The 17,235-nt window shown below is 66.3% G+C and carries 12 protein-coding genes; 6 read left to right on the forward strand and 6 right to left on the reverse strand.

Annotation, left to right across the window (positions count from 1 at the left end; all coding sequences use genetic code 11):
• Nucleotides 1-3 precede the first annotated feature (3 nt).
• Nucleotides 4-1,830 carry a serine hydrolase gene (locus tag AB1824_00340; GenBank protein MEW5763397.1) on the reverse strand — a complete coding sequence of 609 codons (1,827 nt, stop codon included), beginning with the start codon at nt 1,828-1,830 and terminating at the stop codon, nt 4-6.
• Between the two features lie 154 nt (nt 1,831-1,984).
• Nucleotides 1,985-3,673, reverse strand: coding sequence for a prolyl oligopeptidase family serine peptidase (locus AB1824_00345; protein ID MEW5763398.1), 1,689 nt, complete (start codon nt 3,671-3,673; stop codon nt 1,985-1,987).
• A gap of 229 nt (nt 3,674-3,902) precedes the next feature.
• On the opposite strand from AB1824_00345, the gene AB1824_00350 reads away from it, so the two are divergent.
• The 6 genes from AB1824_00350 to AB1824_00375 all read left to right on the forward strand — a co-directional run bounded on the left by AB1824_00350 (nt 3,903) and on the right by AB1824_00375 (nt 12,377).
• Nucleotides 3,903-4,199, forward strand: coding sequence for a hypothetical protein (locus AB1824_00350; GenBank protein MEW5763399.1), 297 nt, complete (start codon nt 3,903-3,905; stop codon nt 4,197-4,199).
• A gap of 72 nt (nt 4,200-4,271) precedes the next feature.
• Nucleotides 4,272-5,492: a DUF362 domain-containing protein gene (locus AB1824_00355; protein MEW5763400.1), complete on the forward strand. Its 1,221-nt coding sequence runs from the start codon at nt 4,272-4,274 to the stop codon at nt 5,490-5,492.
• Nucleotides 5,489-6,370: a DUF6599 family protein gene (locus AB1824_00360; GenBank protein ID MEW5763401.1), complete on the forward strand. Its 882-nt coding sequence runs from the start codon at nt 5,489-5,491 to the stop codon at nt 6,368-6,370. Before AB1824_00355 ends, AB1824_00360 begins: the two co-directional genes overlap by 4 nt.
• 69 nt (nt 6,371-6,439) lie before the next feature.
• Complete coding sequence (locus tag AB1824_00365; protein MEW5763402.1) at nt 6,440-7,888, forward strand: sugar transferase; 1,449 nt, start codon at nt 6,440-6,442, stop codon at nt 7,886-7,888.
• Between the two features lie 45 nt (nt 7,889-7,933).
• Entirely contained in the window at nt 7,934-9,010 is a 1,077-nt protein-coding gene (locus AB1824_00370) for a hypothetical protein (GenBank protein ID MEW5763403.1), read from the forward strand.
• 91 nt (nt 9,011-9,101) lie between these two features.
• Entirely contained in the window at nt 9,102-12,377 is a 3,276-nt protein-coding gene (locus AB1824_00375) for a PAS domain S-box protein (protein ID MEW5763404.1), read from the forward strand.
• On the opposite strand, the gene AB1824_00380 is transcribed toward AB1824_00375, so the two are convergent.
• The 4 genes from AB1824_00380 to AB1824_00395 are packed head-to-tail and all read right to left on the reverse strand — an operon-like array spanning nt 12,374 to nt 17,055.
• On the reverse strand, nt 12,374-15,280 hold the full coding sequence (locus AB1824_00380) for a DEAD/DEAH box helicase (protein MEW5763405.1): 2,907 nt from the start codon (nt 15,278-15,280) through the stop codon (nt 12,374-12,376). The genes AB1824_00375 and AB1824_00380 overlap by 4 nt on opposite strands.
• A gap of 21 nt (nt 15,281-15,301) precedes the next feature.
• A complete protein-coding gene (locus AB1824_00385; protein MEW5763406.1) occupies nt 15,302-15,745 on the reverse strand; it encodes a GNAT family N-acetyltransferase in 444 nt (147 codons plus the stop codon).
• Between the two features lie 16 nt (nt 15,746-15,761).
• Nucleotides 15,762-16,022 carry a sulfurtransferase TusA family protein gene (locus tag AB1824_00390; GenBank protein ID MEW5763407.1) on the reverse strand — a complete coding sequence of 87 codons (261 nt, stop codon included), beginning with the start codon at nt 16,020-16,022 and terminating at the stop codon, nt 15,762-15,764.
• A complete protein-coding gene (locus tag AB1824_00395; protein MEW5763408.1) occupies nt 15,982-17,055 on the reverse strand; it encodes an HD domain-containing protein in 1,074 nt (357 codons plus the stop codon). The genes AB1824_00390 and AB1824_00395 overlap by 41 nt, the downstream gene beginning before the upstream one ends.
• Nucleotides 17,056-17,235: the final 180 nt, after the last annotated feature.

The following is a 17,235-nucleotide window of genomic DNA, read 5'->3' on the forward strand; positions in this document are numbered from 1 at the left end:
ACCCTACTTCTTGTACATCATGAACTGCCCGTCGGCGGAAATCTGGTTCAAGCCCTTCACCTTCCCGCCTTCCATCACGAAGTCCAGGATCAGGTCCGAGTACTCCTTCAGGCGGAACTTCGTTCCCTTGTAGTGGACCAGCGGGTCCGCGGGACGGCCTGGGAAGGCCAGGTACAGGACGCCCTCCTTGAGCAACACCTCGAACTTCATCCCGGTGGCGGTTTCGTACGTTCCGGCCATGAGCGCCAGGGTCTTCTCGTCAAGGCTCTCGGGCCGCCGAACGAAGGTGACTTCCTTCTCGTCCAGGGACACCACCACCTTGTCCACGTCGCCCTGCGGGTTCGTCTGGAAGTTGAGGCTCCACTTCCCGAATTCCTCGTGGTCCGGCGTGTCGAAACGTTCGTAGTGGTAAGGCTCGAGGGGAAGGTTCATGGCTCGGAACCCGAAGGTCAGCTTCCCGTCCTGGAAGGTCACGGGCATCTCGCCGTAGGCCGGGTGCTCATAGGTTCCCGCATAGTCCTTCAGGACGTGGGAGGGAGGGGCGTTCGGAACGCGGTCGGCTCCGGCCTTGGCCCGGCCTTCCTTGCCCGCCTGTTTCCCCTTCTTGTAAAGAGCGAGGTACCGGTCGCTCCAGGGGGTCGGGTCCATCCCCAGAAGGCGCTCGTAGACGTTGTAGCCCACGGCATCGCGAAGCATGGCGCAATGGTCCCCGATTTCCAGGACCACGACGCCGATCTTTTCCTGGGGCATCATGGATACCTGCGAGTGGAATCCGTTGATGTCCCCCCCGTGGTACGAGTACAGCTTTCCCCGATACACGGCCACGTTGCGACCCATGCCGTAGGTGGAATTCACGAGCTCCCACCATCCGCGGGCCAGCCCCGCCGAGTTGGGCAGGGCCACCGCGGGGGTAAGGGTCTCCTTCAGAACCGAGGCGGGTATCACCTGCCTGCCTTCGAACTTGCCGTCGTTCATGAGGGCGATGAGCCAGCGGGTCATGTCTTCCACGTTCGAGACGATGGCCCCGCAGGGGGCCATCCCCTCCGTGTCTTCGTAGTAGGGAATCTCGTACAGCTCGTCGCTCTCCCGACGCTCGGTGTACGGGACACCGTGGTCGGGCGCCTTCTTCAATTCCTCGATCGTGAATCCCGAAGAAGTCATGCCCAATGGCTCGAAGAGCCGGGTCCGGACGAACTCCTCCCAGGTTTTCCCGGACTGGAGTTCGATGGCGTACCCCACGGCCATGAACATCATGTTGTTGTAGAGGAAGGTGGTCCGGATGGGCTCCTTGGGCTCCATGAACTTCAGCCGTTCGAAGAGTTCCTTTCTCGTGAAGTCCGCCCGATACCAGATGAAGTCGTGGCGGGTGATCCCCGTCCGGTGGGCCAGCATGTCTCGCAGCGACACGCTGCTGTTGAGGGCGTCGTTGGCGAATCGGATGGACGGGACTTTCTCCCGTATGGGCTCGTTCCAATCCAGCTTCCCTTCCTCCACCAGGAGCCCCGCCGCCACGGCGGTGAAGAGCTTCGTGTTGGAGGCGATGGGGCAGACGGTCCGGGCGCTCATGGGCACTTTCTTCCCCACGTCGGCGAACCCGTAGCCTTTTGCGAAAACGACCTTGTCGCCCACGACCACTCCCACCGCGACCGCCGGAGCGTTCCAGTCCTTCAGGGTCTTCTCCATGTAGGCGTCGAAGCCCTCCAGCCTCTTGGCGTAGTCAACCTCTTGAGCTTTGGACGAGAGGGTGACGGCAAGGAGAAACGCCGCGGCCAGCGCAATGACCGGACGCGCGGCGAGTCGGGCCGAAATCAAGCACTTTGGCTCCATCATTCTCAAGACCTCCCTAGACGATTTTCCACGTCGCCCGCCTTACTCTGTGTGGGCGGACGAAATGTCCGCCAGGCATTGCGAAACGGCAACCCTCCCTCCTTCCCTCCCTGAGCAGGGCCCGCCCTTCGGGGCGGGCCCGAACGCTTTCCCGAACCTATCGCGGACCGCCTGTGTGGCCCTTCAGCCAGTCGGCCATGGTCTCCCAGTAGCCGGGCACGTACCGCTTGCAAGTCCTCACCTCGGACCAGAGCCCCGTGGAGCATTCCAAGAGACCGTGGTTGGCCGGAGAAAGCACCTTGACCGTGTAGTCCGGGTTACCCGCGGCCGCCAGCGCATCCAGAATCCGCTTTTCGCTCACGGCGGCGGGCACCTGGCTGTCCCGGTCTCCCAGGAACCACAAGACGGGGCAGCGGACCTTGCGGAGCGCGTCGGCGGAGTCCGTATGGCCGCAAAGCCTTACCCATTTCCATAGGTAGTGGTCTCGGGGCAGCTTCCCGAACGCCGCGAAGGGAGCGTAGGGCTTCCCCTCGGCGGCCGCACCCACCGCCGCGATCTCTTCGTGCGGCTTGCCGTCGGCCATCATCCCAAGGAGCCTTCCCACCAGGGCCGAACCCTCCTCGAGGTCGGCGCCGGAGAGCCCCGCCCCCGCCATTTGGGACCGGGATTCGTGCGCCATGTTCTCCACCACCGAGACCCCCGAACCCGATTGCACGACGAGAAAGGACACGTCCGGCGAGCGGGATGCGGCGATGGCGGCCACCCAACCCCCCTGGCTCGCGCCCCAGAGGCCCATGCGTCTCGGGTTTACGTCCGGACGAGATTTCAAGACCTCCAGTCCTCTCAGGACATCTCCCGCCAGGTCCTCGAGGCTCGCCTCCTGCCACCGGCCCGTGGACTGGCCCGCTCCCCGCTTGTCGAAGGCCATGAAGAGGAAGCCCTGCCGGACGAAGAAATTCCCCGCGGGCCCCACGTCGGCCCGCGATCCCTGGGATCCGTTGACGTGCAGGACCGCCGGGAAAGGTCCCCGCCCCTCGGGCACGAGCACGTATCCCTTTAGCGTCGCTCCGCCGCTCTCGAAGGCCACGGGCTCGTATCGGAAAGGGTCCACCTTCCTGGCCTTTACGGGTGACCCGCCCCGGGGGGTCCAGACGAGAGAATCCGGGACGCCCTCGGCGCTCAGGGTGAAGGCGAATTCGTCCTCCGGCGGATAGGGCTCCCCCAGGTCGGGACCGCTGAAGAACCGGGTGGCCGAAACGGGGTACAGGGGACCGGTCCGACGGGTCTGAGAGTCCCTGAAGTACAAGATGTCCTTGCCGCCCGCCGTGAAGATCCCGGCCATGGGTCCCACGAAGATGACCCTCCCTGGGCCGACCTCGAAGTTGCCCCGGAATCGCTCCAGCACGCCGGGTTCAAGGGAGAGAATCTTGTGGGAGGCGTACTGGTCCGCCGAGAGTCGGAGGGTGAGCCTGATCTCGTAGGCTCCGGGCTTGAGGTTCGGGCCGGGTGACGAGACCTGGAACACGTATCGGCCCGACTTGGGGATTTCCCCCTCCCACGGCTCCGGGCCGAAAGCTCCATTGGGGCTGTCCACCTCAGCGATCCTGGCCCCATCGGGATCGAAGGCCGACAACACCAAATCCACACCCTTCTGAAGGGCCACAACCTTTACGTACTCTCCCTTCTCCAGGACCGCCGCGAACCGGTGTGCCTCCCCGGGACCCAGAAGCCCCGTATGAGGCTCCCCCACCTCCAACGAAGGACCCGGCGCCTCCTGCGCCCCCAAAAGCAGGGTCAAGAGAGTCAGACACGCCGCAACGAACCACCTGAATCGTCCCAGCCTCATACCCCGCCTCCTCTCTGTCCCCGCTGAAGGTGATACGGGAGGAGGGAGTTCCAGGTTTAGCGCGCAGGGGAAACGCACTCCATTCGCGCGAAACGCCTCATCTGGACGCACCACCGCCCGCCTTCGGAGGTCGGTTTCGCGCTCGGCCTCGAGGCCCGCCGGCAACCTTGCGGAGGGGCTTTGCGTATAGCCATTCTCGCGCGCCGTCGCTCGGCGCAGGGAGGCGGTTTTGGACGGCAGGCGGCCCCGGGTGGAAGAGTTCAGCGTCTCCGGCCTTCAAGTGCGCGGATGGCTCGTTGCAGGCTGGCAGGCCGTCTTTTCCCGCCGCGTCGTCCTGAAATCTCGCTCCGGGAGGAACCTTCTCTGGATCCCCCTCTTCCTGCTCGCTCCTCTGGTCCTCCTGGAGCCTTTCTGGGTCTTGGTGACCGCCATGCTCCTCCTGGCCCTCGGAGGGCGCCTCTCCCTGGAACGATCCGAAGCCGCGCCCGATGACCTCCCACCGGCCGCGGCTTCCTCCTCGGCTTGAGGGAAAATGGCCCCGCCCGCCAGGGGGATCCACCGAGGGTGTAGACTGGCAGATAGCTGAAAGGGGGTTCCGATGGCCCGTCGACCGTATCGCAGCCTTCCCTCCGACGCCGGGGTGGACCGGCGCCTCTTCCTGAAATCCCTGGGCGCCGCCTCGGCGGCGGTCACGGGCGGAATCGTCTTGGGCGTCCCCGCCGACGCAGAGGAGACCCCCAAGCCGCCGCCCCCCGCGGAAATCGAGACCAACCTCGAGGACTTTCTCAAGGTCCCAAGGGGACCCCATGCCATCCCGGGTCCTTTTCCAGGGAAGGTCGTGCGCCTTTCCAACGAGAAGTGCCTCCGGGGTGATAAGGTGGACCCGGCCGTCGTCGCCGAAATGGTGGAGGCGGGTATCTGCCGCCTCACCGGGAAACGCCTTCGGAAAAGTTTCGACCTCTTCTTCACCAAATCGGACGTGGTCGGCATCAAGGTCAACCCGGTGGGAGCCCCGCTCATCAGCACCAAACCCGAACTCGTCGAGGCGGTCATCGCCTGGCTGGAGCGCTGCGGCCTCCCGCGGAGAAACATCGTGATCTGGGACAGGTTTGACGACATGCTCCGGGAGGCCGGCTTCACGCCCCAGCGCTTCCCGGGCGTCCAGATCGAGGCCATGCAGACCATCGCCGAGGAGGGAAAGTCCTGGAAAAACGAGAAGGGCGAGCATGTCAGCGCCCAGAACTTCGACCTCGGGGCCTACTACTACGCGAAAGGGGTCCTGGGAAAATCGGTCCCGGGGTACGGCAGCGACGACGCCTACCTGAACCAGCACGTCTTCGACGGGGAGTACAGCTACTTCGGAAAGCTCGTAACCCAGAAACTGACGAAGATCATCAACCTACCCGTATTCAAGAATACCGGGAACGGCATATCCATCGCCACCAAGAACCTCGGCTACGGGGTCACGTGCAACACCGGGCGCCTCCACCAACCCCTGTTTTTCAGGGTGTGCACAGAGGTCGTGGCGGCCCCGTGGGTGCGGGACAAGCTGGTCCTCAACATCGCCGACGGAATCCGGGGTCAGTACGATGGGGGGCCCATGGGAAACGAGCAGTTCCAGTTCCCGCACCACACGCTCTACTTCGCCACCGATCCCTTCGCCCTGGACTCGGTCTGCCATGGGGAGATGGTGGCCAAGAGGAAGGCCATGGGGGTCAAGGTCAACGAGGCTCCCCGGTTCACCGATTACCTAAGGCAGGCCGAAAGGCTTGGGCTCGGCGTGGTGGATCCGGCCAAACTTGAGGTTGTTCGGGCATGAGGCGGACCCAGGCGCTCGAGGCGCTCCTGCTCGCCGCCAGCGTCCTGTCGGCGGCCATCCCGTCCCTCTGCGGTGCGCCTGCCCAGGAAAACCCTCCCCGCGACGCCCCCCCCGCGGGCTGGGTTCGATCCGCGTCCCCCCGGATCTTCTCCGGTGAGGCGCTCTACGACCACATCGACGGGGGAGCCGAGACCTTCCTGGAGCTGGGTTTCCGGACCTGCACCGTCTCGCGCTTCGAGAGCCCAGGCGACGCCGAACTGGTCCTCGAATCGTACGAAATGCAGGATCCGGCGGCGGCCCTGGGAATCTACCTCATGCAATGCGGCCGGGAGACACCCGACCCCTCCCTCTCCGAGCGAAACACGGCGGGGAAGACGCAGGTTCGTGCCGTGAAGGGCCGTTTTTATTTTGTTGCGACGACCGGAGACGCGGGCGGCGAGGCTCGGGCCGCCCTCCTTGGCTCCATGCGCGCCGCCCTGGCCGGCACGCCCGCGGAACCGGCCCCCGACTGCCTTTCGTGGATCCCTGAGGACGGGCGCAAGGAAGGATCCCTGCGAATCGCGCGGGGGGGCCTGGGGCTCCAGGCGTCGCTGCCTTTTGCGGATTCGGATATCCTCTTGCTGGCCGCCGGGCGGGCCACGGCCGTGTCGGCGGACTACCCGTCCGACTCCGGGTGGGTCATCCGGCTGGCCGCCGTATACGAAACGCCCCAGGCGGCCCGGTCCGGGGCGCGGCGGCTTGCGGAGGCCCTTGGATGGGAGCCTCCGGCCTCGGAGGCCTCGGTCTGGACGGGGCAGACGCCGGACCATCGGGTTTGCCGGGTCGCGGTTGCGGGCCCGCGCCTCGACCTCGAGGCCGGACCGCCCGCGGCGCCCTGATTCCGCCCTCTCCGACTTCCCGACTCCCCTCCAACCTGTGCTAGAATCGGCCCATTCGAGGATCGGGGCATGCTGAAGGCGTACCGGTACCAATTCAACATCGTGTGCGCCCTGTCTGATCTGGCCGCCCTCGCCGCGGCATTCCTGAGCGCCTACCTTCTCCGCCGCGACGTGCTTCCAATCCTCATTTCGGCGCTTGCCCAAAGACCCGTTTTCCCGCTCGGCGACTATCTCCCCGTTTTTCTCCTCTCCTCCCTGGTGATCCTGGGGTGCCTGTACGCGCTGAAGGGCTACGCCCTGAGCCCGAGCCTGCCCCTCACCTCCGCGTTCCTCCTCAACGCGCGGGCCATGGTCACCGCCTTCCTGGTGACCCTCGCCCTGGCCTACCTGCTCAAGCTGACCTTTCTGAGCCGGCTCTTTCTGGTCTCGTTCCTGCTCCTCTTCATGGCTCTTTCCACATCGCTCCGGTACGCCGCCGCCCTCTGGTTCCGGAGAGCCGCTCAGAAGGGACGCTACGTCAAGCGGGTTCTCCTGGTGGGAGCCGGCCCCCAGGCCAGGATCCTGGCCCGGCGGATCCAGGAACGGCCGGAGCTCGGCGTCCAGGTCCGCGGCTTCCTGAGCGTTCCGGGCGTGGACTCCGTCGAAGACGTCTCCCAGATGACCGGATTCGGCATTCAGAACCTGGGCGAGGTCACCGCCCTCCCCGCCCTCCTCGAAGCCGAAGTGGTGGACGGAGTCATCTTCTGCGTCACCGCGGGGAGCCTTGGGGCCTTCGAGGACCTCTTCCTCATGTGCGAGGACCAGGGTGTGGATACGCTCGTCGCCGCGAACCTCTTCCCGCACCTCGTGGCCCAGGTCCACCTCGAGCGTCTGGAGGAGCTTCCCCTACTCCGCTTCACGACGATCCCCCACAACTACATCGCCCTTTTCCTCAAGAGGACCCTCGACCTGGCCGCCTCGGCCCTGGGCCTCCTCGTCCTGTCGCCCCTTCTGGTTGTCGTGGCCGCCCTCATCAAGGCCACCTCCCGGGGACCCGTTCTCTTCAGCCAGGAAAGGGTGGGCCTCCACGGGCGCCGCTTCATGTGCCACAAATTCAGAACCATGGTGCAGAACGCGGAGGAGCTGAAGGCCCACCTCACCCACCTGAACGAAGCCGACGGCCCCGTCTTCAAGATCCGCCAGGATCCCCGCGTCACCCCCGTGGGCAGGTTCCTCCGCAAGTTCTCCCTGGATGAGCTTCCCCAGCTCTGGAACGTCCTGGTTGGCGACATGTCCCTCGTGGGTCCCCGGCCGCCCATTCCGTCGGAAGTGGACAAGTATGCCCGCTGGCAGAGGAGGCGGCTGTCCATGCGCCCTGGAATCACTTGCCTGTGGCAGATTTCCGGCCGGAGCGAACTGGACTTCGACACGTGGATGCGGCTGGACCTCCAGTACATCGACCACTGGTCTCTGACCCTGGATTTCGTCATTCTCGCCAAGACCCTTCCCGCCGTCCTCTCCACGCGCGGGGCCGCCTGACCTTTCTCGCCCGGGGACGCTGGGCTACAATGCCCCAGGAGAGGAATGACCTTGCCCTGGTACAAGAACGTGCTCGGACTCAGGGGCCCCCAGTCGAAGCGGCGGGGACGCTACGAACTCCCCGACGAGGCCCGCCTGAGCGAGATCCGCAAACACCCGGTCGGCCCCGAGGGAAAGGAAGCCCCCGACCTGAAGGCCCGCGCGGGAGAAGCCCCGCCTGGACCCATCGCAGGCCTTCGGGTGGAGGTCCGCACGGCCGCGGGAATGGAGCGCCTCCCCTTCCTGCTCCGCGTTCTGGAGGAGGAGGGGGCTAGGGCGACCTTCTACATGGGGTTTGGCCCGTGCCGGGCCCACCTCGCGGCGCGCGCCTTTCTGGCCGAGCCTTCCCTCGCTTGGAGGGCCTGGCGGAGCGGCCTTGTCGGCGCCTACGGGTGGAGGACCGCGGGATCGGGGCTCTTCTCGGCTCCTCCCCTGGCCCTTTCGGCCAGAATCAACGCGGTCGCCGTGCGGGACGCGGGCCACGAACCTGGCGCCATGCCGTGGGACCACTTTCTGTGGCAGGCGCGGGTCGCGGACATGGATCCGGAGCGGATCGCGCTGGAACTTGCCCGCGGGGAGGAGGCCTTCATCCAGGTCTTCGGCGCCCCGCCCCACACCATCGGCGCACCCGGATGGATGTGCAGCGACGAAAGCCTCCGGCTCCAGGACCGCCTTCATCTCCTTTTCGGATCGGACTGCCGGGGCACGGACCCGTTCCTGCCCGTCATCCAGGCTCGGGTGCTGCAGACACCGCAGGTGCCGGTCACGCTGCCCACGGCGCGGGAGCTCCTTCTGTCGGAGGGCATGGCGCCGGCCTCGGCCTTCGCGCGCCTGGCGGACGAGGCCGCCTCCTCAACCTGGCCCGTTTACGGAGCCTCCGCCGAACTGGAAGGTGGCCCTTATCTCGAGGACTTTCGCGGCTTTCTCTCCCGCCTTCGGGCCTCCGGAAGGACGGTGGTCGCTCTTCGCCAGGTTCTCGCGGGGCGCCTGGCCGACGGATCCCCCCTTCCCCGGTGCACCATGGCCTACGGTTGCATGGAAGGTCGCCCCGGGGTCGTGTCCCTCCAACTCCTCGAGGTGTAGCTGAACGCGCGGACATGGCACGGTCCGGAGACTCCTTCTCCGGCCCAAGGGGCGGTAGGACCGCCGGACGGGGCTGTCGATGGCTGAACCCATGAAAGCAGGACTCCGAGGATACTTCAGAGGGTCACGCCTCCCCGCCTCCTTGGCGGGCCTTGCGGCAGGCGTCTTCCTCCTCGGAGCCTGCGGGCTCCTATGGGTCGGGTACCTGTCTCCTCGCGTGGAACGGCACCACGCCCAGACCCCACCCGCCTCGCCGGAACACCCGCCGGAGGGAGCCAGGCTCGAGCGTGCGGCCTTCCTCGCCATCGGATTTCTCCTCTCGGTGACGGGAGGACTCGCCGCGTACCTTCTCGTGAACCGCCAGCGAAGGCTGGAGGCGCACATCGCGATGGCCGTGCGCGACGCCCGAGAACTGAACGAGAAGCTGGAGGCTCAGCTCGCGGCACGGCGCGAGATGGAGGCGCGCTTCACGGCGTTCATGAACCACCTGCCCGGAATGGCCTTCATCCGGGACCCTCAGGGCCGCTATGTTTGGACCAGCGGTGGCTGGTCCCGGGAAACGGGCCTTTCTTCGGAGGAGGTCTCGGGGCTCTCACCTTCGGCGGTCTTTCCGGACGTGGTGGCCCGGGACTTCCTCGATCTCGACCGGAGGGTCCTGGAGGAGCGCAGGGTGCTCCGACAGGAGTTCGCCCTCCCGGGACCGGACGGGTACAAGTTCTGGACGGAGACCGTCTTTCCCATCCCCGTGCCCGGCGGAACCGGACCCCTCGTGGGCGGGATCGCTCTCGACATCACGGTCCTCAAGCGAGCCCAGACCGAGCTGAAGGAATCCGAGCGCCGCCACCGCGAGCTCTTCGAAGGAAGCCTCGCGGGCGTCTTCTCCACCACCGTCGAAGGGGAGATCCTCGCCTGCAACGACGCCCTGGCACGCATGTTCGGCTTGTCCTCGGCGGAGGAAGTAAAAAAGCACTCGGCCTGGGAAGGGTACTTCGACCTCGACGCGCGCCGGGCCTTCCTCGACGTTCTGCGCGCCTCCGGTTCCGTGGAAGGCCACGAAATGGCCGTCCGCAAGGTGGACGGCACCAACCTCTGGATCCTCGTGAGCGCCAAACTGGAAAGAGACGCGAGGGATCGCTTGGTCGTGTCCGGAACCGCGGTGGACATCACGGAGCGCAAGCGCGCCGAGAAGGCGCTTCAGGAATCCGAGGCGTGCTTTCAGGCTTTCCTGGCCCGGGTTCCCGGCGTTGTCTTCATTCGCGACGCGGACGGGCGTTACGTATATGTGAACGAAGCCTGGGAGGTCCTGAGCGGACGGCGCGCCGAGGAGGTCCTGGGGAAGACGCCCGCGGACCTCTTCCCCAGTGAAGTGGCTGACCGAATCCTCGAGGAGGACGCGCAGACCCTGGCGGGCCGGGTCCAGGTCTGGGAGGAGGAGCCCGAAGAGATCAACGGTCGAACCCGGTACTTCTTCTGCTCCAAATTCCCGCTTCCCTGCGGCGAAGGACGCCCCCCGAGGGTGGCGGGCATCAGCATCGACATCACCGACCGCAAGGAGGCCCAGGAGGCCCTCCGCGCCTTCGTGGACCATATCCCGGGCCCCGCATTCCTCCGCGACGCCGAAGGAAGGTACGTCTACGTGAACGAGGCATGGGAGCGTCTCATGCACCTGGAGAGGTCACAAGTATTGGGCAGGACTCCCAGGGACCTCTTCCCGCCCAGCCTGGCGGAACCGATCGAAGAAGAAGATCGAGACGCCCTCGCGGGCCGCCTCCTTGAATGGCAGGAGGAAGCCCAGGAATTCGATGGCGAGATCCGGTACTTCTCCTGCGCCAAATTTCCCCTCGGAGAGGTCCGCGGTGGAAACCCCCTCGTCGGCGGCATTTCGGTGGATGTGACCGACCGGCGGCGGGCCCTGGACGCCCTCCGAGAATCGGAACGCTACTTCCGCGACCTCTTCGAGTGCGCCCACGACCCCATCTTGATCTTCGATCCCGACACGGAGGTCATCCTGGACGCGAACCAGCGCGCCGTCGAAGTCTACGGCTTCTCCAGGGAAGAGCTGGTGGGGCTTTCCCTGGAGACGATCACCCTGGACGTTCCTCGGGGGAAGGACGCCATCCGGCGGACCATGGCCGCGGGGGCCTATCTGGATTACCAGACGACGCACAGGCGAAAGGACGGCCGTCTTCTGCACATCGAGGCCAACGCGGCGGTCATCTCCTTTCGGGGGCGTCCCGCCATCCTCTCCATCGCCCGGGACGTGACCCGCCGGCGCGAAGTCGAGCGGGCGCTGGCGGACTCGGAGAGGAGGTACCGCCTCCTCTTCGAAAGGAACCTGGCCGGGGTATACCGGGCGCGCCTGGATGGTTCCCTCATCGAGTGCAACCAGGCCTTTGCCCGCCTCTTCGGATTCGACTCACCGGAGGAAGCGGTGGCCGCCTCGAATCACCAGTTCACGGCCCGGAGGGAGGATTTCGAGGCCTTCCGGACGAGGCTCCTTCAGGACGGCGCCGTCACCGACCACGAAGTGCGGACTCGCCGCAAGGACGGCGCCCTCTTCCGCATCCTGGAAAACGCCGTCCTGGTGCGCGAGCCGGACCAGGAGCCCTACTTCGAGGGCACCCTCATCGACATTACGGGCCAGAGGCGGCGGGCGCAGCTGGAAGCACGCGCCCGGCAGCTCGAGGCCCTCGGCAAGATCGCCCAGGGACTCGCTCACGAGGTCCGGAATCCTCTCTTCGCCATCCAGGTGAACCTTTCGGCCCTCCGTCGGCTCATCCAGGCCTCGCCCGAAGGCGAACGGCACGCGGATCTGATGAACGAGAACGTCCAGCGTCTGGACCGCCTCATGCGGACCATGATGGAGTTGAGCCTCTCGGTGGCGCCCGAGGAGATTGAATCCATTTCCCTCGGCCCCCTCGTGCAACAGGCCGTCCAGGACGCGCGCTCCCAGGAACCCGAGAAGGCCGCGCGGGTGCACGTCCACGTGGATCTCCCCCAACCTTCCCCTGCCTTCTGGGCGGCACCCAAGAAGGTCGCCCTGGCCCTATCCCACGTGGTCGCCAATGCGTTGGCCGCCTCCCCGGACGGCGATCCGGTGGACCTCCAGGCGCGAGTGAAGGACGGGCAGGTCCACTTTCGCGTCGAAGACAGCGGTCATGGAATCCCGACCTCGGATATGGAGCGGATATTCGAGCCCTTCTTTACGACCCGGCAGGGACGTTCCGGCCTGGGGCTGACCCTGGCCCGCCACTACGCTCACATCCACGGGGGATCGCTCACCGGGCGGAACAACGGCGGCCGCGGGGCCACTTTCGTCCTTCAGATCCCCTTGGATTGCCGCCCTTCCCCGCCGCTGGACGCCTAAGGGGGCGTCATTCGCGTGTCCTCCAATCCCCATCCGTTCACGGGGATGCGGAGCAGGCTGCCGGAGCGGTCGCGGACGAGGACGTACCCATCCTGAAGGCCCTTCAGGAAGAGGCGCCCCGTCAGCGCGACGTCCTGTCTGCAATAGGCTTCGATGAGGTCGAAGCGGCCCTCCCTGAACCAGGCCACCGACTGCACGCCGTCGGCGCTCTTGCCCTCGCCGAAGTTGGCCTCTCCAAGGGAGGCGAGGGAAACCCGGAAGCCCATCTTCTTCCTCAGAGCCTTCAACAGGTCCAGGGTCTTGACCTTGTGAAGATCTTGTTCCGTGTAGGGCTGGAGGACCGCCAGGTCGAATCCGTCCACATTGAAGCCCACCACCAGCGGCGCCGCGAGCAGGTCTTCCACGAGCGCGTCGGCCTCTTCCTCGAAATAGGTCCGCCAACGGTCTCGGTCCAGGTCCCAGGTTACCGCCAGGGCCAGGCGCATGGCCGCTATGTGCCCCCACCCGCCCACTTCGGCGGCGAGGCGCTGGGTTTCGAGATCGAAGACCAGTCGCCCGGGAGCTGGGCCAGGGGGGCTCCCCTGCCTTGTCGCGCCGGCCGAGGTGGGGGGCGTGGTGGGGTGTCCCTCCCCAGGATCCAGGTCCTCCTTCCCCAGGAGGATGGAGCAGACGAGACGCGCCCCTTCCTTGTCGAGCGGCTTGTTGCCGGACCCGCACTTGGGCGATTGGATGCACCCAGGGCACCCGGTTTCGCAAGGACAATCCCGAAGGAGGTCGGCGGTCGTCTGAAGGAGTTCCTCGAAGACGCCGAACCCCTTTCTGCACAGGCCCACCCCGCCCGGATACCCGTCGTAGACAAATACGGCGGGTCCGCCCGTCTGGGGGTGAAGAGGGTAGGATATGCCTCCGAGGTCCCACCGGTCCGAAAGGGCCCTTAGGGGGAAGATGCCGATGAGGGCATGCTCGAAGGCGTGGATGCCTCCCATGAAATGGAGACCTCTCCCCGCCGCGGCGGGCTCCGACCCGGGGGGAAGGACCACCCAGAATCCCTCGGTCTCGAAGACGATGGGGGGGGCTTGGAGGGGATGTTCCGACAGGGTCTCCCCTCCACTCAGGCTCTTCTTCACGTACGAAGTGATGTGCTCCGTGACCTTGAGGCGCCCCAGGAACAGCTCCGCCGGCCCCGTCGTCCGGCGATCCCGGACCTCCAGGATTTCGGTTTCCTTGTCTCCCCGAGCCTCGGTGTAGTAGTCCGCATCGGAGATTTTGGCCACCGCCTTCAAGTCCTTGTGCGAGAGGGCCACGATTTCGTAGCTCTGGCCCTGGTGGAGGTACACCGCTCCGACGTGGCACTCCCGGTGGACTCGAACTCCGTCCACCGTTCCGATGGCCTTTCCCGAGGGATCGACGATCCGGTAACTCTCTCCGATTCCCCTGAGGCTCAAGTCGCGGTGGGGCGAGCGATGGAGCGTGTGCCAGGACGTACCCTCCGCATCCAGGACGAGGTCGCCCGCTTCAGCCAGGTCCTCCAGGACGTGCCGGCGGAGTCCCCCGGCGGCGAACTCCTCCTCCCTCAGGGGTGCCTCGCGCGCCGCGCAGAGGAAGTGGGGAGGCCAGAGCAAGGGGTTCTCGGGATCGAGAACGGCCTCCTCCAGGGGCCGGTTCAGCAGGCGGTCCGGGTGCGTCACGAAGTACTGGTCCAAGGCGTCGGGCATGGCGATGAGGAAGACCGCCGCCTCTTCCCCCCCGCGTCCCGCCCGGCCCATGCGCTGAAAAAGGGAGACGAGGGACCCTGGGTACCCCACGAGGACGCACGCATCGAGCCCGCCCACGTCAATGCCCACCTCCATGGCGGAGGTGCTCACAACCCCTCGGAGGGAGCCGTCGAAAAAGGCGGCCTCGATGCGCCTCCTTTCGGAGGGGAGGAATCCGGCGCGGTAGGAGGAGACCGTCTTCCGGTAGGACCGGTCTCTCTGGCAGAGCCACGAATACAGAAGTTCGGTGACTCGTCGGGCCTTGGTGAAGGTGAGTGTCCTCCTCCCCTCCCGTAAAAGACGGTCCATGACCTCCACGGCCAGGGTGTAGGGGCTCCCTTCAGTGGCGAGCAGGTGAAGACGGCGGGGGGGACGCGGGGCCCCGCTCTCTTCCAGGACGAGGGCCTCCCGCCCGGTGAGGGTTCGAAAAAAGCCGGCGGAATCGGACAGCGTGGCGGAGGTGGCCACCCACCGTGCGTCGGCGCCCGCACGGTCCAGGACGCGGCCCAACCTCCACAGAAGGTGGTGGACGTTGGCCCCGAAGATGCCACGGTACACGTGCGCCTCGTCGAGAACCACCAGAGCCAGGCGCCGGAACCATCCCTCCCAATTCTCCCGGAAGGCCAGGAACGCCAGGTGGAGCATGTCAGGATTCGTGATGAGGACGGGCGGCGGGTCCTTTTGGAGGACCTTCCGTTGCGCGCTTCCCGTGTCCCCGTCGTAGACCGCGGCCCGAAACCCGGTCATGCCGAGCGTCTCCGCAAAGTCGTTGATCTTGGCGCACTGGTCCTGGGCGAGGGCTTTGTACGGGTATAGGAAGAGAAAGCGTCGCGCGGGATTCTCGAGCCAGGCGTGGAGGGCGTAGAGCTGATATACGAGGCTCTTTCCGCTGGCGGTGGGCGTGCTGACCATGAGATCCCGGCCGGCGAAGAGACCCTGAAGCCCCCGGACCTGGTGGGAGAAGAGGCTCTTCATCCCCGCACGGGCCAGACCGGCCCGCAGTTCCCCGCGCAAGGCGGCCGGAGGCTCCTCCATGCCCCCCGGTGAGGCGGGGAGGTCGAAGGTGGCCCTCACGTTCTCTCGAAACCGGGGATCCGAGGCGGGCTCCCAGAGGAAGGAGCGGCAACCGGCGCGGGGCTGGTCGGGCATCGGGTTTCCCGGCCCGAGGGCCTACCAGGCCTCTCCGGCCCGGACCTTTCGGAGGTAGAAGATGTCCTTGCGGAGAACGTACCCTTCGCGCTGAAACAGGGCGAGGCTGGGGCCGTTCCAATCTTCGATCAGGCAGGCGACGATGCCGCGCCCCCGGCTTTCGAAGACCTCCTCGCAGGCGGCGATGAGGCGCGCTCCGAGGCCCATCCTCCGGAAGGGCGGGGCCACGGCGAGGCGGTTGATCCACCCTTTCCTCCCATCGTCGGTCGCCAGAACCACCCCGGCCAGCGACGCCCCCACAAAGGCCCCAAGAAGAAGCGTCCCTCCCGAGGCCAGTTCCTCCGCCATCCTCTCGGCCGAATCTCGCCCCTCGGGATGATAGGGCAGCCCCGCCTCGGTCCACAGCCGGTGGACCGCCGGCACGTCCTTGGGGCCCAGACTCCTGATGACGGGTTCTTCGATCACCGTCCAGCCCTCACGATCACCGCTTCTTCCGGATAAAGGACCGGATCGCGCGGCCCTCCTGGAGGAACCCTTCCCACTCGTGCCCCGCGCCCCTGCAAAAAGCCGGGAAATCCGCCTTGACGCCCTGATCGTCCGCCAGAACTTCGAGCAGCTGGCCCGGCGCCAGGGCCTTCAACGCCTCCGCGGCCCGGACAACGGGGAGAGGGCAAAGAAGGCCCAGGCAATCGAGAAGCGCGTCACCAGAGCCTGGGTTGGGGATCGGCGCCCCCTTCGTCATCGCTCCGGCCCACCTTTCTCTTCGGTCCGGAGGTGTCCTCCTCCTCGGAGGCGCCCGCCGGCCGGATGCGGTAGTAGCTTTTTCTCAGGGGGTTGTCCCGCCCCGAAGTGAACGGACCCCCGTTCTCCCCCGCGCGATCCAGCACCGTCAGGCAGTTCTGGACCTTGGCGTCGAGGTTGTCCAGGTGATGGAAAAAGACGGCCTCCGGGGTCTGCGGGTCCACGGGACTCCCGAATCCCTCGGAGCGTTCCCCCTGGTGGCTCAGGACCACGTGAACGAGGTGCCTCCTCTTCTCCGAGGAGAAGCCCGGCAGGGAATCGCAGAGCCGCTCCGCCAGGCGAGCGCCCATGTGAATGTGGCCGAGGAGCTTTCCGTCTGTGGTGTAATCGAACCCCGGGTCGCTGGAGATTTCCAGGGCTTTCCCCGCATCGTGAAGGAAGCAGGCGCAGAGCAGGAAGTCCACATCCAGGCCGGGGTAGTTCGGCGCAAGGGCTCTCACGCCCCGGGCGAGGCTCAGGGAGTGCTCCATCAAGCCGCCCACCCAGGCATGGTGGATGGACTTGGCGGCGGGCGCCCGCCGAAAGGCGGCGAAAATCGGATCCGCCCGGAAAGCCTTCAGGAGCCTGCCCCAATCCCGGTCCTTCATGCGGGAGAGGATCTTGTCGAACTCCTCGTCCATCTCGGCGTCGGAGCGACGGCTTCGGGGTGAAAAGAGCCCCGGGTCCGCCTCTTCTCCTTCCAGGGGCTCTACCGCGCCGATGGTGAGCTGAAGGGCCCCTTGAAACGCGTCCACCCGGGCCCACACCTTCAGGGCGCGCCCGGGCCGGAGAAGGTCCAGGTATTTCTGGACGCGGCCCTTCTTTCCCTCGAAGCTGTCCCACAGCTTCGAAGGCAGGCTCCCCGATGCGTCTTGAAAAACGCCCTCCCAGTAGGGATCCCCGGATTTCGTTTGGCGGACCTGCCCTGAGACGAGCCAGAGGACCCCGCGGAACTCGCTTCCTTCGGTGAGCTGGGCCAGGCGCATGGCGTCCATCGGGTCCTCCTCGGGCAGTCTATCCAAGGGACGCCGGACGTGGCAAGGAGAGCCAGAGGCTTTCGAGGGAAATCACCGAGAACGGGGAGCCGCGTGGGGCCGGTCCCTATTTCGCGATCTGGTTCCCCATTTCCCGTTCCCTCGGCCACCTGGACTCGCGGTTTCACGGGTCCTTCTCCT

It is taken from the genome of Acidobacteriota bacterium, assembly GCA_040752915.1.
Taxonomy (GTDB): Bacteria; Acidobacteriota; UBA4820; order UBA4820; family DSQY01; genus JBFLVU01.

Coding starts and splice junctions, on each gene's coding strand:
- AB1824_00365 (MEW5763402.1), top strand. CDS start 6,440: ATGCTGAAGGCGTACCGGTACCAATTCAACATCGTGTGCGCCCTGTCT.
- AB1824_00380 (MEW5763405.1), bottom strand. CDS start 15,280: ATGCCCGACCAGCCCCGCGCCGGTTGCCGCTCCTTCCTCTGGGAGCCC.
- AB1824_00395 (MEW5763408.1), bottom strand. CDS start 17,055: ATGGACGCCATGCGCCTGGCCCAGCTCACCGAAGGAAGCGAGTTCCGC.
- AB1824_00355 (MEW5763400.1), top strand. CDS start 4,272: ATGGCCCGTCGACCGTATCGCAGCCTTCCCTCCGACGCCGGGGTGGAC.
- AB1824_00340 (MEW5763397.1), bottom strand. CDS start 1,830: ATGATGGAGCCAAAGTGCTTGATTTCGGCCCGACTCGCCGCGCGTCCG.
- AB1824_00370 (MEW5763403.1), top strand. CDS start 7,934: ATGACCTTGCCCTGGTACAAGAACGTGCTCGGACTCAGGGGCCCCCAG.
- AB1824_00345 (MEW5763398.1), bottom strand. CDS start 3,673: ATGAGGCTGGGACGATTCAGGTGGTTCGTTGCGGCGTGTCTGACTCTC.
- AB1824_00360 (MEW5763401.1), top strand. CDS start 5,489: ATGAGGCGGACCCAGGCGCTCGAGGCGCTCCTGCTCGCCGCCAGCGTC.
- AB1824_00375 (MEW5763404.1), top strand. CDS start 9,102: ATGAAAGCAGGACTCCGAGGATACTTCAGAGGGTCACGCCTCCCCGCC.
- AB1824_00390 (MEW5763407.1), bottom strand. CDS start 16,022: ATGACGAAGGGGGCGCCGATCCCCAACCCAGGCTCTGGTGACGCGCTT.